At 71.1% G+C, this 19,354-nt stretch carries 20 protein-coding genes and 1 tRNA gene; 10 read left to right on the top strand and 11 right to left on the bottom strand.

Translation table 11 applies throughout. The features are described 5' to 3' along the window. Positions 1-186: 186 nt before the first annotated feature. The 4 genes from ACK4LS_RS06580 to ACK4LS_RS06565 all read left to right on the top strand — a co-directional run bounded on the left by ACK4LS_RS06580 (position 187) and on the right by ACK4LS_RS06565 (position 3,980). The gene (locus ACK4LS_RS06580) at positions 187-795 is read left to right on the top strand and encodes a TetR/AcrR family transcriptional regulator (protein ID WP_409714969.1); all 609 of its coding nucleotides are present in this window, start codon (positions 187-189) and stop codon (positions 793-795) included. Further along, a complete protein-coding gene (locus ACK4LS_RS06575; RefSeq protein WP_409714966.1) occupies positions 792-1,400 on the top strand; it encodes a hypothetical protein in 609 nt (202 codons plus the stop codon). Before ACK4LS_RS06580 ends, ACK4LS_RS06575 begins: the two co-directional genes overlap by 4 nt. Then, positions 1,397-3,334 carry a YhgE/Pip family protein gene (locus tag ACK4LS_RS06570; protein ID WP_409714963.1) on the top strand — a complete coding sequence of 646 codons (1,938 nt, stop codon included), beginning with the start codon at positions 1,397-1,399 and terminating at the stop codon, positions 3,332-3,334. The genes ACK4LS_RS06575 and ACK4LS_RS06570 overlap by 4 nt, the downstream gene beginning before the upstream one ends. A gap of 103 nt (positions 3,335-3,437) precedes the next feature. Then, a complete protein-coding gene (locus tag ACK4LS_RS06565; RefSeq protein ID WP_409714960.1) occupies positions 3,438-3,980 on the top strand; it encodes an SRPBCC family protein in 543 nt (180 codons plus the stop codon). 20 nt (positions 3,981-4,000) lie between these two features. Here ACK4LS_RS06565 and mnhG read toward each other — a convergent pair whose 3' ends face one another. The 7 genes from mnhG to ACK4LS_RS06530 all read right to left on the bottom strand — a co-directional run bounded on the left by mnhG (position 4,001) and on the right by ACK4LS_RS06530 (position 11,459). After that, positions 4,001-4,381, bottom strand: a complete 381-nt coding sequence (mnhG, locus tag ACK4LS_RS06560) for a monovalent cation/H(+) antiporter subunit G (RefSeq protein WP_409714957.1) — start codon at positions 4,379-4,381, stop codon at positions 4,001-4,003. Then, positions 4,378-4,647, bottom strand: a complete 270-nt coding sequence (locus ACK4LS_RS06555) for a monovalent cation/H+ antiporter complex subunit F (RefSeq protein ID WP_409714954.1) — start codon at positions 4,645-4,647, stop codon at positions 4,378-4,380. The genes mnhG and ACK4LS_RS06555 overlap by 4 nt, the downstream gene beginning before the upstream one ends. Continuing rightward, complete coding sequence (locus ACK4LS_RS06550) at positions 4,644-5,258, bottom strand: Na+/H+ antiporter subunit E (RefSeq protein ID WP_409714951.1); 615 nt, start codon at positions 5,256-5,258, stop codon at positions 4,644-4,646. Before ACK4LS_RS06550 ends, ACK4LS_RS06555 begins: the two co-directional genes overlap by 4 nt. After that, entirely contained in the window at positions 5,255-6,811 is a 1,557-nt protein-coding gene (locus ACK4LS_RS06545; protein WP_409714948.1) for a Na+/H+ antiporter subunit D, read from the bottom strand. Before ACK4LS_RS06545 ends, ACK4LS_RS06550 begins: the two co-directional genes overlap by 4 nt. Next, positions 6,808-7,389 carry a Na(+)/H(+) antiporter subunit C gene (locus ACK4LS_RS06540; protein WP_409714945.1) on the bottom strand — a complete coding sequence of 194 codons (582 nt, stop codon included), beginning with the start codon at positions 7,387-7,389 and terminating at the stop codon, positions 6,808-6,810. Before ACK4LS_RS06540 ends, ACK4LS_RS06545 begins: the two co-directional genes overlap by 4 nt. After that, on the bottom strand, positions 7,386-10,313 hold the full coding sequence (locus ACK4LS_RS06535; protein WP_409714941.1) for a Na+/H+ antiporter subunit A: 2,928 nt from the start codon (positions 10,311-10,313) through the stop codon (positions 7,386-7,388). Before ACK4LS_RS06535 ends, ACK4LS_RS06540 begins: the two co-directional genes overlap by 4 nt. A gap of 96 nt (positions 10,314-10,409) precedes the next feature. Continuing rightward, a complete protein-coding gene (locus ACK4LS_RS06530) occupies positions 10,410-11,459 on the bottom strand; it encodes a LacI family DNA-binding transcriptional regulator (RefSeq protein ID WP_409714938.1) in 1,050 nt (349 codons plus the stop codon). Between the two features lie 77 nt (positions 11,460-11,536). Between ACK4LS_RS06530 and ACK4LS_RS06525 the strand changes: the two genes are divergently transcribed. From ACK4LS_RS06525 to ACK4LS_RS06510, 4 genes are all read left to right on the top strand, one after another. Continuing rightward, on the top strand, positions 11,537-12,781 hold the full coding sequence (locus tag ACK4LS_RS06525) for an MFS transporter (protein ID WP_409714935.1): 1,245 nt from the start codon (positions 11,537-11,539) through the stop codon (positions 12,779-12,781). 9 nt (positions 12,782-12,790) lie between these two features. Beyond that, the gene (nucS, locus tag ACK4LS_RS06520; RefSeq protein ID WP_409714932.1) at positions 12,791-13,489 is read left to right on the top strand and encodes an endonuclease NucS; all 699 of its coding nucleotides are present in this window, start codon (positions 12,791-12,793) and stop codon (positions 13,487-13,489) included. A 115-nt stretch (positions 13,490-13,604) separates the two neighbouring features. Next, positions 13,605-14,291 carry an HAD hydrolase-like protein gene (locus ACK4LS_RS06515; protein ID WP_409714929.1) on the top strand — a complete coding sequence of 229 codons (687 nt, stop codon included), beginning with the start codon at positions 13,605-13,607 and terminating at the stop codon, positions 14,289-14,291. Beyond that, complete coding sequence (locus tag ACK4LS_RS06510; RefSeq protein ID WP_409714926.1) at positions 14,284-15,471, top strand: hypothetical protein; 1,188 nt, start codon at positions 14,284-14,286, stop codon at positions 15,469-15,471. The genes ACK4LS_RS06515 and ACK4LS_RS06510 overlap by 8 nt, the downstream gene beginning before the upstream one ends. 242 nt (positions 15,472-15,713) lie before the next feature. Here ACK4LS_RS06510 and ACK4LS_RS06505 read toward each other — a convergent pair whose 3' ends face one another. Beyond that, positions 15,714-15,920, bottom strand: a complete 207-nt coding sequence (locus ACK4LS_RS06505; protein ID WP_056225145.1) for a cold-shock protein — start codon at positions 15,918-15,920, stop codon at positions 15,714-15,716. Between the two features lie 331 nt (positions 15,921-16,251). On the opposite strand from ACK4LS_RS06505, the gene ACK4LS_RS06500 reads away from it, so the two are divergent. Continuing rightward, positions 16,252-16,860 (top strand): GntR family transcriptional regulator, encoded by a 609-nt coding sequence (locus ACK4LS_RS06500; RefSeq protein WP_409714923.1) that lies wholly within the window; start codon positions 16,252-16,254, stop codon positions 16,858-16,860. A 48-nt stretch (positions 16,861-16,908) separates the two neighbouring features. Next, entirely contained in the window at positions 16,909-17,337 is a 429-nt protein-coding gene (locus ACK4LS_RS06495) for a hypothetical protein (protein WP_409714921.1), read from the top strand. Between the two features lie 37 nt (positions 17,338-17,374). Here the strand turns inward: ACK4LS_RS06495 and ACK4LS_RS06490 are convergent, their stop codons facing one another. The 3 genes from ACK4LS_RS06490 to ACK4LS_RS06480 all read right to left on the bottom strand — a co-directional run bounded on the left by ACK4LS_RS06490 (position 17,375) and on the right by ACK4LS_RS06480 (position 19,289). Then, positions 17,375-18,373 (bottom strand): endonuclease/exonuclease/phosphatase family protein, encoded by a 999-nt coding sequence (locus ACK4LS_RS06490; RefSeq protein ID WP_409714918.1) that lies wholly within the window; start codon positions 18,371-18,373, stop codon positions 17,375-17,377. A gap of 108 nt (positions 18,374-18,481) precedes the next feature. After that, positions 18,482-18,748: a GlsB/YeaQ/YmgE family stress response membrane protein gene (locus tag ACK4LS_RS06485; protein WP_409714915.1), complete on the bottom strand. Its 267-nt coding sequence runs from the start codon at positions 18,746-18,748 to the stop codon at positions 18,482-18,484. Between the two features lie 454 nt (positions 18,749-19,202). Then, positions 19,203-19,289, bottom strand: a tRNA-Leu gene (locus ACK4LS_RS06480). Between the last annotated feature and the right edge of the window lie 65 nt (positions 19,290-19,354).

The following is a 19,354-nucleotide window of genomic DNA, read 5'->3' as shown; positions in this document are numbered from 1 at the left end:
CCCGGACTGCCGGGGCGCCCCCGCGGCACACGCCGGGGGGAGGGCCGCGCGGGCGACCTCTCGGCCCGATAGTCCTGCGTCGTGTCGGCACTCATGCGTCGCCGAGCAGCGCGCGTCAGCGCAGGACGCGCACGGCTGCGATTAACTTGCACACTCACGTGCACTTTCGGCGTACACTCATCCCTCGTGAGTACCCCCGTCCGCCGCCGCGACGCCGTCGAGAACCGCGCCGGCATCCTCGACGCCGCCACCGCAGCGATCGGCCACGACCCGCGCGCCTCGATCGACACCATCGCCCGCCGCGCGGGCCTGTCGCGCCGTGCGCTCTACGGCCACTTCGACGACCGCAACGCCATCGTGCGCGAGGTCATCGCCGCGGGCGCCGCCCGCTTCAACGCCATCGCCGACGACGTCGACGACGACGACTCCCGTGTGGCCCTCGCCCGCCTGGCATCCGAGCTCTGGCGCGAGGCCGCCCACGTGCAGGCCGCCGCGGCCCTCGCCCTCGACGACGCGCACCTGCCCGAGACCTCCGCGGCCCTCGCTCCGCTGCGCCGCCGCATCGACGCGATCGTGCGGCGGGGTCAAGGCGCCGGCGAGCTGCGCACCGACCTCCCCGCTCCGACCCTCGCCCGCCTGCTCGAAGAAACCGGTCGCATGGTGGTGTCCCGGGTGGATGCCGAATCCTCCACGGCCCGCTCCATCGCCGTGTGCGCGGTGCTCGGCATGGCGGGGCTGTCGTGGACCGAGTCGCGTGAACTCCTCGCTCGACACCCTGATCTGGAGGCGCAGTGAGAATCGTCGTCGACGCCGTGGCCAAGGGCCGCAGCGCCCTCCCCCCCACCTCGACATCCTTCGAGACCGGAACGGCCACCCTCGTCGTGGCCGAGACCGAGCAGCGTCCCACGGTCCTGGGCCTGGTGGCATCCGGCCGCATGAAGACCGACGGCGGCTCCGTCACGATCGACGGACGAACGGATGCCGGCGCGATCCGCCGCCGCGTCGCGCTCGTCGATGCGCCCGTGGTGTCGGAGCCGGAGACGAACGTCACCGTCACCGGCGTGGTCGCGGAAGAGCTGATGTTCGCGGGGCACGCGCCGACGCCCTTCGCGGCCGCGCGCTGGCTCGAGGGCCTCGGGCTCGACGCGGTCGCCGGTCTCCCGATCGGCAACATCGAACCTGCGGCGCGCATCCGCCTGCTGCTCGAGCTCGCGGCGCTGCGCACGGGTGTCGAAGGCCTCGTGCTCGTGGCCCCCGACCGGCACGGCGGCGAACCCGCCGGCTGGTGGCGCATCGCCCGGGAGTTCGCGGAGCGCGGGTACGCCGTGCTCGTGATCGCGGGGCAGGCGTCCCGCGCGGCGATCGAGGTGCTCGACGAAGCCGAGGAGGCGACGCGATGAAGATCCCGCAGATGATCACGGCCGAACTACGCCGTCTCACCTCCACGCGCATGTCGGTGCTGGCCCTGATCGCACTGCTCGCCGTGCCGATCCTCTACGGCGGCCTGTACCTCTGGGCCAATCAGGACCCCTACGGCAACCTCTCGAACGTGCCCGTGGCCCTCGTCGTCGACGACCGCGGCGCCGAGGTCAACGGCCAGCAGCGCAACCTCGGCGACGAGGCGGCCGACCAGCTGCTCGACAGCGACACGTTCGAGTGGCACCGGGTCTCATCCGACCAGGCCGACGCGGGCCTGCAGGCCGGAGACTTCGACTTCGTCGTGACCCTTCCCGCCGACTTCACCGACGCCGTGGCGTCGCATTCGAGCGCGGCCCCGCGCCAGGCCGACATCGAGCTGCGCACGAACGACGCCAACAACTACCTCGCCTCGACGATCGGCACGCAGGCCGTCGCGCGCATCCAGGCGTCGGTCGCCCAGAAAGTGGTCGACGAAGCGGGACTCACCCTTCTCGACGCCCTGCACACGATCCGCGTGAGCCTCGTGGATGCCACGACCGGGGCGACGCAGCTCGTCGACGGTCTCGCAAGCGCGAAGGACGGCTCCTCCCGGCTCGCCGGCGGCTCGGTGACCCTGGCCGACGGATCGGCGACCCTCGCCGACGGCACCGCGCAGCTCTCCGCCGGCGCCACGCGCCTCCGCGACGGCACCGCCCAGTTGCGCGACGGATCGGCGCAGGTCGCCGACGGCGCGCAGCAGGTGGCCGGTGGAGTCGATCGCATCGACGCCGCCGCCCGCAGGGTCGGCTCGGCGGCGGGAGAGGCCGCGGCGCAGTTGCCCGAGGCCCGCGCCGACATCGCGACGGCTCTTGCCGACGCCGGGCTGAGTCAGGCCCGCATCGACCGGGTCCTCGCGCGCCTCGACCCGGTGGGACAACGCCTGGAGGCGGCGAACACCCGCGTCCAGGACACCGTCGACCAGATCGACGAGCTCGACGACGGCGCTCGGCGGGTCGCCGCCGGCAGCGCCACGGTCGCCTCCGGCGCCGCTACCGCGGCCGATGGAGCCTCGGCCCTCGCCGACGGCGCCGCCTCCGCGGCATCCGGCGCCGTCCAGCTGCGCGACGGATCCGCTCAGCTCCGCGACGGCGCGGCCGCGCTCGACGACGGCATCGGCCAGCTCTCCGGCGGAGCGACGCAGCTGCGCGACGGCCTCGCCTCGGGTGTCGAGCAGATCCCCGACTCCGACGACGCCACCCGCCAGGCGCAGGCCGCCGCGATCAGCGATCCGGTCGCGGTCGGCACGAGCTCGGTCACCAAGGCGCAGAACTACGGTGCGGGCCTCGCGCCCTTCTTCGCGGCGCTGGCGGGCTGGATCGGCATCTACGCGCTGTTCCTCATCGTGAAGCCCGTCTCCAAGCGCGCCGTCACGGCGCTGCGCTCCCCCGTGCGCGTGACCCTGGCCGGGTGGCTGACCCCCGCGGGCCTCGGGGCCCTGCAGATGGTCGGACTGTTCACGGTGCTCGCCGTCACGCTGCAGTTCTCGTTCGCGAATCCGTGGGCCGCCCTCGGCATCCTGCTCTTCGCCTCGGCGACGTACGCGGCGATCGTGCTCGCGCTGAACGTGTGGCTCGGCTCGGTCGGGCAATTCCTGGGTCTGGTGCTGATGGTGCTGCAGCTGGTGACCGCCGGCGGCACGTTCCCCTGGCAGACGCTTCCCGCGCCCCTGGCGGCCCTGCACCACGTGCTGCCGATGGGATACGTCGTGGATGCCATGCGCCAGGTCATGTACGGCGGTGACGTCTCGCGAGTCGGTCCCGATCTGCTGGTGCTGGGGGCCTGGATGGCCGGCGGCGTGCTGCTCGCGGCGATCGGCGTCACGCGCATGACGCACCACCGCACGCTCCGCGACCTGCAGCCGAGCCTGATCGGCTGACGCACGCCCTCGCCCCGCGCCGCCCGGTCCGTGCCCTCGTCAAGACACCGCGGGAGACGACGCGCCCGGCATAAGGTCGAAGCACGCCGACCGGAGGGATGCCATGGCCGCCCGCAACACCCGCCTCATGCGCTGCACGCCCGACGACCTCTTCGCCGTGCTCTCGGACGGCTGGCTCTACCCCGTGTGGGTCGTGGGAGCTGCGCGCATGCGCGACGTCGACGAGCAGTGGCCCCGCGAGGGGTCGCGCATCCACCACTCCCTCGGCGTGTGGCCCGTCATGATCCACGACCAGACCGAGATCGTCGAGTGGGATCCCCCGAGAGTGCTGCGCCTGCGGCCCCGAGCCGGCATCCTGGGCCGCGGCGTCATCCGCATCGACGCGCGCCCGCATGCCGAGGGCACCGCCGTCACGATCGCGGAGGAGCCCGTGTCGGGCGCGGCCGCGGTGCTGCCGTCGCTGCTGTGGAAGCCACTGCTCGTCCTGCGCAACCACGAGTGTCTGAACCGGCTGGCCTTCCTCGCCGAGGGCCGTCGCGAAGAGCGCGAGGCACGCGAGCTCGACCACCGCACCGACACCCCCGAACCCGCCGAGGGCACCCCCTCACCGCAGGCGCGCGACGACGTGCGGGAAGCCGACGTCTGACGGATGCCGACGGCCGGCGCTCAGCGCTCGGGTCGCTCCTGAGCCCCGGTCGACCCGGGCTGCTCGGTGCGGTGGTGCAGCTCGTCGACGTAGAGGTTCTCCTCGTCGGTGGTGCGGTTGCGATAAGCCGCCCGCCCCACCATGTGCGCGGCGAGCGGTGCCGTGGCGAACTGGATGAGCACGACCGGGATGCCGAAGGCCACGACCTCCCACGTGCGCAGCGCGAGAGCGACCGCCACGACGATGATCAGCACGCCCAGCACCTGGGGCTTGGTCGCCGCGTGCAGGCGGGTGGGCACGTCGCGCCACCGCAGCAGGCCGATGGTGGCCGTCAGGCACAGCACGGCACCGATCAGCACGAGCACGAGGGCGACGGTGTCGAGCACGGATTCGGGCGTCATCGCGGGTTCTCCTTCCGCGCGACGAAGCGGGCGACGGCGATCGAACCGAACACGCCCACCGCGGCGATGATGAGCATCGCCGGCAGCGACCGCGTGTGATGGTTGATGACCATGTCGGCGCCCAGGATGCAGACCACCTCGGTCAGCATCACGTCGGCCGCGACCGCGCGGTCGAGGATCGACGGGCCGATCACCAGTCGGATCAGCGCCAGGACGGCGGCGGCGGCGAAGACGACGAGGATGACGACGACGAGGGCGGTGGTCACAGCGGGGTCCTCCCGTCGCGAGGGGACGCCGCGCCGTGGCGGGCCTCGGGGTGCGATTCGGCGATCTTCGCGCGCAGTTCCTGCAACTCTTCCTTCGAGCCGACGGCACGCGTGATGCGTGCCTCCCACCCGAGCACCACGCGACGCTGGCGCTCGGCATCCTCGTCGTTTCGCACACCGATCGTGTGCAGGAACAGGGTGCGGTTCTCGCGGTCGACGTCGACGATGAGCGAGCCCGGGATGAGGGATGCCGTGACAGCGGTGTGCGCCATGATCACGTCGTCGTCGACCCGCAACGGCACGGCGATGATCGCGGCCCCCGGCTGACGCCGGACGTCGAGCACCTGCCAGGCCACGATCAACGAGCCCTTGATGACGGCGCCGAGGAACGTGACGACGAAGATGAGGCCGTACCAGAGGTTGATGCGCCCCGACAGCTCGACCGGCGGCAGACGGAACACGCGCGTGACGAAGACCGCCATCACGAGGCCCGTCAGCAGAGCGAGCCACGTGAGCTGGCCCCACAACAGCATCCACAGGGCGACGAGCCACACCAGCAGGGGCAGCTGGTGCAGGAAGAGCGAGACCTGGGACCGACGCGACGGGCTCATCGTTGGCCCGCCTGTTCCTGCAGCTGCACGAGGGTGACGCCGTCGGCGACCCGCTCCCCCGCGCGCAGGCACGCGTCGAGGAGCGGTCCGGCGAACACGGTCAGGGAGATCGTCACGGCGACCATTCCGGCCGTCGCGAACGTCATGATCTTGGGGATCGTGCGACGCTCGGTCGAGATGGCCGCGGCGGGGGCGTTGCCGAGGTAGGCGATGCGTTCGCTCGTCTCGGCGGAGTCATCGTCTTCGCGCCAGAACGAGAGGTTCCACGCGCGCATGAGGGCGTACAGGGTCAGCACCGACGTGACGATGCCGCCGACGATCAAGACCATCATCACCGGGGTGCCCACCTCGGCCGCCGCATCGAACAGCGCGTACTTGCCGATGAAGCCCGAGAACGGCGGGAGGCCGCCCAGATTGATCGCGGGGATGAAGTACAGCACCGCGAGCAGGGGTGCGCCGCGCATGAGGCCCTTGACCTTGAGGATCGAGGTGCTGCCCGCCTTGCGCTCGATGAGCCCCACCGCGAGGAACAGGGTGGTCTGCACGATGATGTGGTGGACGATGTAGTAGATCGTCGCGCCGATCGCGAGCGGCGTGTTGATCGCGAGCCCGAAGATCATGTAGCCGATGTGGCTCACGAGCGTGAACGACAGGATGCGTTTGAGCTCGGCCTGGGCGACCGCCCCCAGCACGCCGACGATCATCGTGGCCAGAGCGACCATCATCAGCAGGAAGTTGATGTCGTTGTCGACGAAGAGCTGCGTCTCGGTGCGGATGATCGCGTAGACGCCGACCTTGGTGAGCAGGCCCGCGAACACCGCCGTGACCGGCGCGGGCGCGGTCGGGTACGAGTCGGGCAGCCAGAACGACAGGGGGAACACGGCCGCCTTGATCGCGAAGGCGAGCAGGAGCATGAGGTGCAGGATCGTCTGCGTGTCCTGCGGCAGCAGCGCCATGCGCTCGCTGATCTGCACCATGTTCACGGTGCCCAGGGCGCCGTAGACCATGGCGATCGCGGCGAGGAACAGGATCGACGACACCAGCGACACCACGATGTAGACCACGCCCGTGCGGATGCGCGACTCCGTGCCCCCGAGGGTGATCAGCACGTAGGAGGCGACCAGCAGGATCTCGAAGCCCACGTAGAGGTTGAACAGGTCGCCGGCGATGAAGGCGTTGAAGATGCCCGCGCCGAGGATCAGGTAGGCCGGATAGAAGATCGAGACGGGCGTGTCCGCGTCGTTGTCGGCGGCTCCCTGCCCGATCGAGAAGAGCAGCACCGCGAGGAGCACGATGCTCGTGACCACGACCAGCAGCGCCGCGAGCACGTCGACGTAGAGCACGATGCCCAGCGGGATCTGCCATGCCGCGATCGCGACCGCGATGGGACCGCTCGTGTCGACCGTGACGAGGAGGATGGCCCCCAGCACGAGCACCGTCGTGAGGGCGGCGACCGAGACGACGATCTGCGTCCTCTTCCGGCGGCCGAAGATGAGGTTGATCGCGGCGCCGATGAGGGGGATGCCGACGAGCAGGGGCACGAGGGCGCTCACGAGCGATCACCGTCCTGGGGGTCGCGGGAGTCGCTCGCGGGACCGTCGGTGTCGCGGCGTACCGCGACTCGATCGACCGGGGCGTCGTCCACGAGCTGCGAGAGGTCGCCCTGGTGCAGCACGCGGATGGGGTTGGCGACGTCGCCGACGAAGTCGGTGGTGACGTCTTCGTCGTCGGAGCGGGACTCCTCGTCCATCGCATCCTCGACCTCTTCGGCGGTGCGCGTGCGCAGGGCCACGTCGTCGGCGTCGTCGATGACGGTGTCCGCCTGCCCCAGCTGCCACGACCGGTAGATCAGGGCCAGCAGGAACGCCGAGATGCTGAACGTGATGACGATCGCCGTGAGCGTCAACGCCTGCGGGAGCGAGTCGGACATGTCGGCGGCATCCGTCTCACCGCCGTCGTAGAAGGGGGCACGACCGGGGGCACCCATGACCACGAGCAGGAGCAGGTTGGCGGCATTGCCCAGGAGCAGGAAGCCGATCAGCACGCGGGTGAGGCTGCGCTCGAGCATGGCGTACACACCGCACGCGAAGAGCACGGCCATCACGATGACCAGGACGAGCGAGATGCTCATGAGCCGACCACCTCCGCGTCTTCGGGCAGCTGCGACTGCCGGTCGACCTCGGCGCCGAGGCTGCGCAGCACGTCGAGCACGAGGCCGATCACCACGAGGTACACCCCGATGTCGAAGATCGTGCTGGTGACGAACTCCCAGTGCCCGATGAGCGGCAACTCGCCCTCGAAGGTGAAGCTCTGAAGCGGAGCGAAGCCGAACACCATCGGCACGAGGGCGCACAGCACCGCGATGGCCATACCCGCTCCCAGCAGGCGGCCCGCGTCGGTGGGTGCCGCGGCACCCAGCTCCCAGCGACCACCGGCGATGTAGCGCATCACGAGCCCCATGCCGGCAACGAGTCCGCCCGCGAACCCGCCGCCGGGGAGGTTGTGACCGGCGAACAGTAGGTAGAGCGAGGCGACCATGATCGAGTGGAACAGCACGCGGATGATGATCTCGAGCAGGATCGAGCGGTTCTCGGGCTGCACCTTCGACCCCGAGATGAGCCAGGCGCGCGGAGCCCCGGACTCGCCGGCGCGCTGCGCGCGCACCCCGGCGTCGGTCTCGATCAACGGACGACGACGGCCGAGGCCGACCCGACTGCGGGCCGTGCCCGAGCGGCGGTTCAGGTTGTCGCTGCGGTCGGTGATGAACACCAGGGATGCCACGCCCGTCGCCGCGAGGATCAGCACCGAGAGCTCGCCCATCGTGTCCCAGCCGCGCAGGTCGACCAGGGCGACGTTGACGACGTTGCGCCCGTGACCGATCTCGTACGCGAGCGCGGGCCATTCGAGCGAGATCGGAAGGTCCTGCCGCGCACCGGTGGCGACGATGGCCACGAGTGCCATCATGAGACCCACACCGGCGCCGAGCACGGCGCGGGCCAGCGGGGCGACCGACTCGTTGTGCTCGCCCATGCGCGCCGGCAGACGCCGCAGCACGAGGGCGAACACCACGAGCGTCACGGTCTCGACGAGCACCTGCGTCAGTGCGAGGTCGGGCGCGCCGCTGGTGGCGAAGAGCACGACCAGACCGAGGCCCGTCACCGACACCAGGGCGACACCCGTGTAGCGCTTGCGCGCGCGGACGGCCAGGATGCCGGCGGCGATCATGAGTGGTGCGGCGATGAGCTGCGTCGGCGACTGCCAGGCGTCGAGCTGAGCGCGCCAGTCGCGCGAGGCCAGGAGCGCGGTGCCCTCGGCCACGACGAACACCACGAAGATCGTGCCGACGTAGAACGGGAGCGAGCCGCGCTGGAAGCGCGCCGTGACCCACTCCGACGAGTGGTCGACGCCCCGCAGGGCGGCGTTGTACGCGTCGTTGGCGGTGAAGGGCAGCAGGCGCTTGCGCGTGTGCAGCTGCGTCTTGCGCACGAGCCAGAACACGGCCGCCCCGAGGGCGAGCGTGCCCAGCGAGATGAACAGCGCGGGCTCCAGACCGTGCCAGAGCGCGAGATGGTACGGATACTCCGGCGCCGGCACCCCGGTCGTCGCCTCGGGCAGGTCGTCGGCGTAGGGCGCGAGCCAGTGGTCGACGATCGGCGCGAGGAAGCCCAGAGCCAGCGACGCGCCGGCCAGCAGGACGGGGGCCGACAGGAAGCCGATCGGCGGGTCGGGCCAGTCCGTCGTCTCGACGTCGCGCTTGGTCCAGTACGCACCCCACAGGAACCGGATGCCGTAGCCCGCCGTCAGGGCGGAACCCAGGACGACGCCGATCAGCGCGACCAGACCCCAGGGTGCTCCGGCTTCCGCCTCGTGCAGGAGCGCCGTCAGCGCCGTCTCCTTCGCCACGAAGCCGAGGGTCGGGATGACGCCGGCCATCGAGGCGATCGCGATGAAGGACGCGGTCGCCATGACCGGCGCCTGCCTCCCGAGCCCCGACAGCTGCCCGATGTCGCGGGTGTTGAGCTGACGGTCGATCACGCCGACGACGAGGAACAGGCACGACTTGAACAGCGCGTGGCTGAGCAGGAGCGCGACGCCCGCGAGGGCGGCATCCCGGGTTCCGTAGCCGAGCATGACGGTGAGGAACCCGAGCTGGCTCACGGTACCGAAGGCCAGGATGCGCTTGAGGTCGCGTTCGCGCAGGGCCTGGAACCCGCCCAGCAGCATGGTGAACACACCGAGCGTGATGAGGGTCGGCCGCCAGAACGGCGTCTCGGCGAAGCCGGGTGCCAGGCGCGCGATGAGGTAGATGCCGGCCTTCACCATGGCCGCCGCGTGCAGATAGGCGCTGACCGGGGTCGGCGCGGCCATCGCGCCGGGGAGCCAGAAATGGAACGGGAAGATCGCCGACTTGCTGAGCGCACCCACCAGCAGCAGAAGGACGGCGATGTCGACGACCGTGCCGGTGGGCGGGTCGGCGAGGATGGTCGACAGGCTCGAGGTGCCGGCCTGTACGACCAGCAGCACCACGCCGATCAGCATGACCAGACCGCCGAGGGTGGTCACCAGCAGCGCCTGAAGCGCGGCGCGGCGGCTCGCTGCGCGGGCGTGGTAGTACCCGATGAGCAGGTACGACAGGACGCTCGTCGCTTCCCACAGCATGACCAGCACCACGATGTCGTCCGTGAGCACGAGCCCGTACATCGCGCCGGCGAAGGCGAGGAGAACGGCCGAGAACTGCCCGACGCCCCGCGTCTTGCCGCGGAAGTACCAGCGACAGTAGAGCATGACGAGGGCGCCGACCCCCGTGACCACCAGCGTCAGCAGCCAGCCGAGCACGTCCATGCGCATCGAGAGCGCGACGTCGATCGCGGGGATCCACCGGTATTCCTCGAATGGAATGTCACCCGCGAAGACGGCCGGAGCGAGGACGATCGCGTGCGCGAAAGCGAGGACGGGGAGCACGGCGGCGACGTAGAACGCGCGGGCGCCGATCCGCGAGACGAGCCACGGGAGGAGCAGGGGCAGGGCCGCGAACGCGCCGAGGAATACCAGCATGTTCGGGCCTCCTCGGGGTCGACGAGCGGGTGCTCGGGCTCTCGGGGTGTCGAACCTATTCTATGGGGAGCATGAGAGCCGCGGGGACGGGGATCCTCATGTGGTACGCGGCGGAGCGGTCGTCGTGCCCTCTCGGAAGGCGCACTGGAGGTCGAGGCCCGACGGCGTCGCGCCCTCGAGCATCGCCGCGACCGCCTCGCCCGCGGCCCGCCCCTTCGCCGTGGCCGGCTGGACCAGGGTAGTGAGCACGTGCGGGGCGAGGCCGTCGACGACGACGCCGTCGAACCCCGTGACGCTGACGTCCTGCGGAACACGGAGTCCGGCCTCCTCGGCGGCGCGGATCACGCCCGCCGCGAGCAGATCGCTCTGCGCGATCACGGCCGTCGGTCGCCGCGCGGCGTCGGCGAAGATCGCGCGACCGGCGATCGCGCCCTCGTCGATCGAGCTCGTGGCGGCCGCGAGCGCGGGCGCCTCGGGGAAGATCTCGCGCGCCCCCCTCAGGCGATCGGCGGTGACGTCGACGCGCACGGCGGCATCGTCGGAGATCCACCCGCGGCGACGCGAGGCGTCGACGGGGAGCGTGACCAGGACGACTTCGCGGTGCCCGAGCGCAGCCACGTGACGCGCGGCCTCGCGCTGCGCCTCGACGTTGTCGAGCAGCACCTGGGGAATGCCGTCGCCCGCGTCGCCCTCGACGACGACGACCGGGATGCCGCGCCCCCGCACGATCTCGAGGGAGTCCCGCATGCGCGGGCTGCAGCCGATCAGCACTGCGGCGTCGATCGGGGCGGTGTGCAACGAGGGTTCGCTGACCGTCTCGCCGTCGTCGCGGAGCAGTAACAGCGCCGCGCCGAGCCGCGAGACGCCGTCGGCCAGGCCGTCCATCATGTGCGTGGTGACCGGATCGAGGAACGCCGTGCCGAGGTGCTGATCGAACACCACACCGACGATGCCGCTGCGCCCGCGGCGGAGCGAGGCGGCGCGGGGATCGGGACCGGTGTAGCCGAGCTGCTCGGCGGCCGCCAGGACCCGCGCACGGGTGGCCTCGGAGGTGGGGGTCTTGCCACTGAACACGACGGATGCCGTCGACGCGGACACGCCGGCCTCTCGGGCGACGTCGCTGATGGTGGCGCGGCGGGTGCTCACGGGCCGATCGTACCCGTGACCCGCCGGCTCGCCGAATCGATTCGATCGACACCGAATCGATTCGGTACAGTGTCCGCATGCCCACCTCGTCGCTGTCCCGTTCCCAGCTCGTGCGGTGGCACATCGCGATCTGCGCCATCTTCCTCGCCAGCGGGCTCAGCATCTCCACCTGGGCGTCACGGGTCCCCGCCATCCGCGAGTCCCTCGGCATCGAGAACTCCGGCGTCGGCCTGCTGCTGCTCGGCATGGGCGTGGCATCCATCATCGGCCTGTCCATCGCCCCGGCCGTGATCGCCCGGCTGGGAGCGCGCTCGGGCATGCTCGTCGCCCTGATCCTCGTGGGCATCGGTCTCGCCGTCATCGGGTTCGGTGCCGACACCCTCCAGTTCTTCGGCGTCGCCCTGGTGGGTCTCGCCCTCTTCGGCTTCGGCAACGGGGCGGTCGACGTCATGATGAACGTCGAGGGCGCCGCCCTCGAGAAGGCCACCGGCCGCACGATCATGCCGCTGCTGCACGCGTTCTTCAGCTTCGGCACCGTGGTCGGCGCGGGCCTGGGCTTCCTGGCGGTCCGTCTCGAGGTCCCCGTCCTCGCGCACAGCGTCGCCATGGGGGTGGTGATCCTCGTGGTGGCCTTCCTGTCGGTCGCCAATGTTCCGCGCGCCGAGGTCGCCGAGGACTCGTCCGCCGCGCCGGAGCGCGCGCACTGGCGCGAGCGCCTCGCGACGTCGCTCGAGGCCTGGCGCGAACCCCGCACCTACACGCTCGGCGTCATCATGCTCGGCATGGCCTTCGCCGAGGGGAGCGCCAATGATTGGCTCCCCTCCGCCGTCGTGTACGGTCACGGCGCCCCCGAGGAGGCCGGCCCCGCGGTGCTGGCCGTGTTCTCGGTGGCCATGACCGTCGGCCGCATCGCCGGTGGCCCCGTGGTCGACCGCCTGGGCCGGGTCCTGGTGCTGCGCGTTCTCGCCGGAACGGCGGCGGCGGGACTGCTGCTGTTCATCCTCGCGCGGTGGGGGCCCGTCGTGTCCGCGGGGGCCGCGGTGGGGGGGCGGGGCGCGTCGGTGGGCTCCCCCTTGGGTTTGGCGCCCGCGGCCCACGACCCCACCAAGGCCGCCTCACGCGTGGCGGCGGCCGCCACGATCGGCTACGTCGCCTTCCTCTGCGGACCGCCGATCCTCGGCTGGATCGGCGACCACATCGGTCTGCTCAACACGCTGCTGATCGTGGTCGGCCTGATCGTGGCATCCGGCCTCTTCTCGGGCGCGGCCAGGCCGCTGGCGGTCGGCGAGACGAAGACCGCGCAGCCGGCTCGGCGCGATTAGGCTCGTCGGGTGCGTCTCGTCATCGCCCGTTGCTCCGTCGACTACACCGGCCGTCTCAACGCGCATCTCCCCCTCGCCACCCGCCTGCTCGTGCACAAGGGTGACGGGAGTCTGCTCGTGCACTCCGACGGCGGGTCGTACAAGCCGCTCAACTGGATGAGCCCGCCGTGCAGCCTCACCGTCGAGCAGCCCGACGAGGTCGACGTCGAAGACGGCGTCATCGAGCGCTGGCGGGTCGCGCACGCCAAGACGGGCGACGCCCTCCTCGTGCGCATCCACGAGATCATCCACGACACGGCCCACGACCTGGGCGTCGACCCGGGCCTCATCAAAGACGGCGTCGAGGCCGATCTGCAGCGGCTGCTGGCCGAACAGGTCTCGGTCGTGGGAGAGAACCTCACACTCGTACGCCGCGAATACCCCACCGCGATCGGCCCCGTCGACCTCCTCCTGCGCAACGACGACGGCACGGGCACCGTGGCGATCGAGGTCAAACGCCGCGGCGACATCGACGGCGTCGAGCAGCTCACGCGCTACCTCGAGCTGCTGAACCGCGATCCCCTGCTCGCCCCCGTGACCGGCGTCTTCGCGGCGCAGGAGATCAAGCCCCAGGCGCGCGTGCTCGCCACCGACCGCGGCATCCGCTGCCTCACGCTCGACTACGACGAGATGAAGGGCGTGCACTCCGGCGCACCCCGCCTGTTCTGACCATCACGGGATCGCCGGAGGTGCGGCCCCTCGATCGCAGAGCCGCTCCGGGCGACATGATCCTGGCGGCCGCGCGCGACGACCCGATCCCGAGGCGCGCCGGTAGCGTGGACGCATGCCCGTACGCTCCCCCTTCTCCTGCGTCCTGTGGGACGTCGACGGAACCCTCGTCGACGCATCGGAGGGAATCCTCCGCCGCCTGACGACCACGCTCGAACACTTCGGCCGACGCGCGCCGACCCGGGGCGAGCTGTCGCACTGGATCGGACCGCCGATGTTCGAGTCCTTCCAGGCGAATGTCGGCATGACCCCCGACGAGGCGACCGAGGCGGTGGCTTTCTACCGAGGACTGAACAAGAGCGAGGGCTACACCGTGAGCGCGCGGCTCTACCCGGGCGTCGGCGAGCTCGTCCACGACCTGCACGCCGCCGGCGTTCCGCAGTCCACCGCGAGCTCGAAGCCCGAGGTGCAGGTCGTCGCGCTGATGGACCACTTCGGCCTCGCGCCCGACCTCGAGGCGATGGTCGGAGCCAGCCTCGACGAGCGCACGCTGAGCGCCAAGTCCGACATCGTGCGGGAGGCCCTGCGCCGTCTCGCGGCGAACGGCTTCGACGTCTCGCGCCCCGTGCTGATCGGCGATCGACACCATGACGTCGAGGGGGGACGGGATGCCGACGTCCCCGTCGTCTTCGTCCGGTGGGGCTTCAGCTGGCCGCACGAGGCCGACGGTGCCCAGGCCGCCGTCGACGACATCGAGCAGCTGAGGGCGCTTCTGCTGGTCGACGATCCCGCCGGTGACTGACTCCGGCGGGGCGCTGCCCCTCCTCATCGCCCTGGCCGCGGCCCTTCTCGTCGTCGCCTTCGTCGTCGCGGCCGTGCGCCTGCACCGCCGGTCCCCGCGCGTGCGTGCAGCCGCCGACGCGGCCGCGGCGGACGCCGCGGAGATGCTGCGGCGCCTCGACGACGCCGTCGACGAACTCGACGTCGCCTTCGACGCGGCCGACGCCCTCGATGCCCCCGACACGCCCACCGAGCTCCGTCGCGCACGCACCGCCGCCCGTCGCACGCGCGATCGTGGCTTCGCAGACGTGAGCGACCTCGCCGACACCTCGACCCTCCCCGCGCACCGGCTCGATCGGGCCCGTCGCGTGGGCCAGGCTCTCCAGGCGCAGCTCTCGAGCGTCGAGGCGACGCGCGCGCAGCTCGCGCAGTGGGCGACGACGAATCGCTCCCCCGACGGCCTGCGTGCCGCCGCCCGTGCCCGCCGCGACACGCTCGTCGCCACATCGGGCGATCCGGTACCTCTTCTGGCGGCACTGCGTCTGAGATTCGATCCCGTCGACTGGAGGGAAGCGCAGGATGCCGCCCGCGCCGCCGCCGAGGCTCTCGCCGATGCCGACGCCGCCCTCACCGACGCTCCCTCTCCCGCCGCGATCCACGTGGCGACGGAAGCGCTCCGGCGCGCCGAGCGTCACGTCCGCGCCGTCGAGGACGCGCACCGCATCGCCCTTCAGGCCGCGGACAACGCCGACGCCGAACTCGCGGCGGTTCGCGAGGAGCTCAGCGCCGCACTGACGACGGCCACGGAACGTCCTTCCGACTGCGCGCCCGCCGCCCTCGAGCGTCTTCGCACCGCGCAAGAGCAGCTGGACTCCGCCGCCGCGGGGGCCGCGCGCCGTCCGCGCGAGGCGATCGCCACCGTCGCCCGCGTGCGAGAGGTCCGCGACCTCGCCCTCGGGGAAGCGGTGAGTCAGCGCGTTCGCCTCGAGGCGGCCCGCGCGGCTCTTCCCGGGACCCTCGCCTGCGCTCGAGCCGCGCTGGCCGCCGCCGACGCGCGAGACGACGAGTCGTCGATCGACGACCGGCTCCGCCTCGAGAGGGCCCGTCGCGAACTCGCCGCAGCCCGCGCGTCGACCGACGCCGTCGTCGCCCTGGCGCACGCCCGCGCGGCGTGGCATGCCGTTCCCGCGTTCCACGACTGAGGCAACGAACCGGCGCGACCGTCCGAGGCCGGGACCGCCGGGCGGCCCGTACGCGCCCACGGGACGGCGATGGCCGTCGGGGCGTCGCCGTGAGGTCGGTTCGCAGACGGGTAGGCGGGCGACATCTCCGCCGCCCGCACGTGCTCACCGGTCGCGACCGACCTCGACCCCCGCCGCCCACACCGATGGCCCCGACTGTGCGACGCGCACGGCCGGGGCCCGATCGGCCGGGGCCGACCCGTTCAGAGGGGGCGGATGTTCTCCGCCTGCAGGCCCTTGGGGCCCTGGGCGACCTCGAACTCCACGCGCTGGTTCTCCTCGAGCGAGCGGTAGCCCCCCGACTGGATCGCGCTGTAGTGCGCGAAGACGTCCTGGCTGCCGTCATCGGGAGCGATGAAACCGAAGCCCTTCTCCGAGTTGAACCACTTGACCGTGCCCTGCGTGCTCATCGTCATGCCGTTTTCCGCTTGAGCCGGCACCGAGCGCGCCGGACTGTGCCCCCAAGGTAACGGCCGCGCTTCCGCCGCGCACGGGACCGTGACACAAATGTTGCGTCGGGCGGAATGGCGGGGAGAACGGCCGGACGAAAGCGGAAGCCCATACGACGCCCGGGCTGAGCACTGCTCAAAGCCCGGGCGTCGACGGATCCCCCCGGATATGTCACGCGAGGCGTGACGGCGATCACTTTACCGGCGCGACGGCGTGCGCGCGACACGAAAACGAAGAATCAGGGAGTTATGACGATGTTCTGTGATAACCAAGGGTCGTAAAATCCGGCACATGGATGGTCGGCGTCGCGCATCGGCCCTCGTCGACGAGGCGTATCGCTCTCTCGGCGGGGCCATCGTGGATGGCCGACTCCGCGCCGGCGACCGCCTGCGCGACGTGGAACTGGCCGCCCTGATGGGCATCTCGCGAACCCCCGTCCGCGAGGCGCTGCAGCGGCTGGAGCGCATCGGCCTGGTCGAGGTCGCCGCCAATCGTTACACGCGCGTCGCCGCCCTCACCGACAGAGCCCGCACCGACATGCGGGAGTTCGCCGCGCACACGATCGCCGGTGTGCTGCACGTGGCGCTTCCCCGCGCCTCCGATGAGGAGATCGCCGAGATGCTCCCGCTCGTCGACGCGCTCCGTGACGCCGAATCCTCGCGCGCGTACGTCGACGCGATGCTCGCGTTCCATTCGCACCTGGTCGCCGCATCGCGCAACGTCGTCTACCGCAAGACGTTCGAGCAGATCGACCTCGTGCTGCGTCGCAATCTCGAGGGCTGGACGAGCATCGCCGACGAGACCCGTCCCGCGCTCTTCCGCCACCTGCGTGAGCAGCTCGCACGACGCGACGCCAACGGCGCCAGCTGGACCTTCCTGACCCTGCACGGATTCGCCTGAGGGCACAAGCACCGCGGCACGCGGACGGCCTCCCGATAGCGTGACGTCATGGCACCCATGGAGTTGCGCGACCTGACCGACGACGACCGCGATGCCGCCTACACGGCGATGCGCACCAGCACCTCGTCGTGGCCCCGGGCACAGCTCGACGACCGCGCGGCCTTCGACGCCTGGGTCGAGCGGGAGGGTGTCAGCGTCCACGTCATCGTGGAGGACGGCCGAATCACGGGACTGGCCGGATCGATGGACGTCGACGGCGACCGGGAGATCCTGTTGGCCGTCGCACCGGATGCCGACCCCGACGTCCCGACCGAGGCACTGCGTCAGCTGACGGTGCGCGAGGCCGAGCGCCCCCTGTACGCTTGCGTCTCCGCCGACGACGAGCCGTCGCACGACATGCTCGCGCGCCTCGGCTTCGTCGAGCACGGTCGCGACGAAGCCGATGTCGTGTACGTGCTGCCGCCCACCCTGGAGTGATGAGCGCCCGCCGACCGCGTCGACGACCACCGTCCCCTCAGCCCCGCGACAACCTCGCCACGACCGGCCGGTGATCGCTGCCGGCGTCGTCGAACCCCGTCTGCACCTCGAACGCGCGTACCCGCCACGACACCCCGACCAGGACATGGTCGATCGGGGCGGCGAGTCCCGGCGGTAGACGGACCGGCCAGGTGCCCAGCGCGGCCGCACCGGCGTCGGCGGCGGCATCCCGGCATCCGCCGACGACGCCCCCGTCGAGACCGAGTCCCGCGAGATGGTCGACGGTGGCGTTGAGGTCTCCCGCGACGATGACGTCGGGCTCGTCGCATCGACCGGCGATCCACTCCAGACCGGCGACCCACTCGTCCGTGAGACCCGGAAGAGGAGGCATGGGGTGCGCCGCGACGAGGACCGGTCCGTTCCCGTCGACCGGGCGCCACACCCCGCTCGGGAGACCGGGCGTCGAACCCGGGGTGCCGTCGCGCACGTAGGGGCCCAGCTCTTCCGAGATCAGGATCGAGGTCGGGATCACCTCGCCACCGGGGGCGGCCCTGACCGTGTCGGCGCGCATCCGGATGCCGTTCCGCATCAGGATGCCGACCACCTCCGCCGCCGCATCGGCGTCGGTCTCGGGGAGGCTCACCACATCAGCACCCGAGTCGCGAACGAGGCGGGCGATGCTTTCGGGTGACGCACCACCCCCGTAGGCGTTCCAGGCCACGACGGTCAGGTCGGCGTCGGCCTCGGGACCACCGAAACCGCGCACGGCGAGGATGCCACCGGTGCTGAGGGCAGCCACGGCCAGCGCGGTCGCGAGCCCGGCTGCCACTCCCCATGACCGACGCACGCCTGCGATGAGCGCACACACGACGGCGAGCGCGACGAGTCCCAGCGCCAGGATCCCCCGCAGCGCGACGAGATTCGCCACCACCGGCAATCGATGGATGCCGACCCCCTGCGGCCACACCACGACCACGGCCGCGAGGAGTCCGGCGGCGAGGGCGAGCGTGAAGGGGAGGCCGGGACGTTTCGTCATCACGACCAGTAAAGCCGCCGCGGGCGGGCTCGACCGCCGCGCGACGCGCCCGCGGACGCGAAAAGACCCGGGGCGCGGTCCCACCGCCCCGGGTCTTCATCGTGTTCGTCAGCGCGCGGAGCGACGACCCACGATGAGGCCGTAGATCAGCAGCACGATGATCGAGCCGCCGATGGCCAGCAGCCACGTCTGAATGGAGAAGAAGTCCTCGAGAGGAGCGTTGAACAGCAGGCCTCCCAGGAATCCGCCGAGCAGGGCGCCGACGACGCCGAGAAGCAGAGTGATCAACCAGCCGCCGCCCTGCTTACCGGGGAGGATCAGCTTGGCGATGGCGCCGGCCAGCAGGCCGAGGAGGAGAAATCCGAAGAATCCCATGTCGTTGTTCCTTTCGCGAGTGTGAACCGATGCCCGCACACGGCGAGCTCTCGTTGTATACAGCTTCCTCCCAGCTAGCGAAATCGGGGGGTGGGTTGCGCGAGAGCGCTGGACGTGTGTGTGTTCGAGCCGCGCGCGATGAGGTGAACCACGCGACGGTCGAGCTTCCTGTGGACAACGCTGTGCACAAGCGGCCGACGGGGTGTGGATAACCCTGTGGGAAGTCCACGTCAGCGTTGGGGGCCGGACTGGCGAGCGAGTGCGCAATCGCCGTCGTTCCGCGGGATTCCAAGAATTACACGCGCGTAATTCCGCGGTTCGGGGCGCGTGACGACGGTCCTGCCCCACGGGCGCACGGATTCGCTCACACCCCGTGGAAACTGTGGATAACTTTGGCGCGCCTCGGAAGAATGCGAAAGACCCCCGGGGGAGGAACCCCGGGGGTCTTTCTGCGTGGTGCGCGAGGGGGGACTTGAACCCCCACGCCCTTGCGGGCACTGGCACCTGAAGCCAGCGCGTCTACCTATTCCGCCACTCGCGCGTGCGCGGCATCCAGGATGCCACGCGACCAACTTCCCGAGAATATCACGGCGGCGGGCGCGTCAC

It is taken from the genome of Microbacterium sp. (assembly GCF_046295495.1).
Lineage (GTDB): Bacteria > Actinomycetota > Actinomycetes > Actinomycetales > Microbacteriaceae > Microbacterium.
The sequence above is the reverse complement of the archived record's forward strand: the minus strand, read 5'-3'. Positions and strand labels throughout refer to the sequence as shown.

Coding starts and splice junctions, on each gene's coding strand:
- mnhG (WP_409714957.1), bottom strand. CDS start 4,381: ATGACGCCCGAATCCGTGCTCGACACCGTCGCCCTCGTGCTCGTGCTG.
- ACK4LS_RS06515 (WP_409714929.1), top strand. CDS start 13,605: ATGCCCGTACGCTCCCCCTTCTCCTGCGTCCTGTGGGACGTCGACGGA.
- ACK4LS_RS06495 (WP_409714921.1), top strand. CDS start 16,909: ATGGCACCCATGGAGTTGCGCGACCTGACCGACGACGACCGCGATGCC.
- ACK4LS_RS06565 (WP_409714960.1), top strand. CDS start 3,438: ATGGCCGCCCGCAACACCCGCCTCATGCGCTGCACGCCCGACGACCTC.
- ACK4LS_RS06525 (WP_409714935.1), top strand. CDS start 11,537: ATGCCCACCTCGTCGCTGTCCCGTTCCCAGCTCGTGCGGTGGCACATC.
- ACK4LS_RS06490 (WP_409714918.1), bottom strand. CDS start 18,373: ATGACGAAACGTCCCGGCCTCCCCTTCACGCTCGCCCTCGCCGCCGGA.
- ACK4LS_RS06535 (WP_409714941.1), bottom strand. CDS start 10,313: ATGCTGGTATTCCTCGGCGCGTTCGCGGCCCTGCCCCTGCTCCTCCCG.
- ACK4LS_RS06540 (WP_409714945.1), bottom strand. CDS start 7,389: ATGAGCATCTCGCTCGTCCTGGTCATCGTGATGGCCGTGCTCTTCGCG.
- ACK4LS_RS06500 (WP_409714923.1), top strand. CDS start 16,252: ATGGATGGTCGGCGTCGCGCATCGGCCCTCGTCGACGAGGCGTATCGC.
- ACK4LS_RS06550 (WP_409714951.1), bottom strand. CDS start 5,258: ATGAGCCCGTCGCGTCGGTCCCAGGTCTCGCTCTTCCTGCACCAGCTG.
- ACK4LS_RS06570 (WP_409714963.1), top strand. CDS start 1,397: ATGAAGATCCCGCAGATGATCACGGCCGAACTACGCCGTCTCACCTCC.
- ACK4LS_RS06505 (WP_056225145.1), bottom strand. CDS start 15,920: ATGAGCACGCAGGGCACGGTCAAGTGGTTCAACTCGGAGAAGGGCTTC.
- ACK4LS_RS06485 (WP_409714915.1), bottom strand. CDS start 18,748: ATGGGATTCTTCGGATTTCTCCTCCTCGGCCTGCTGGCCGGCGCCATC.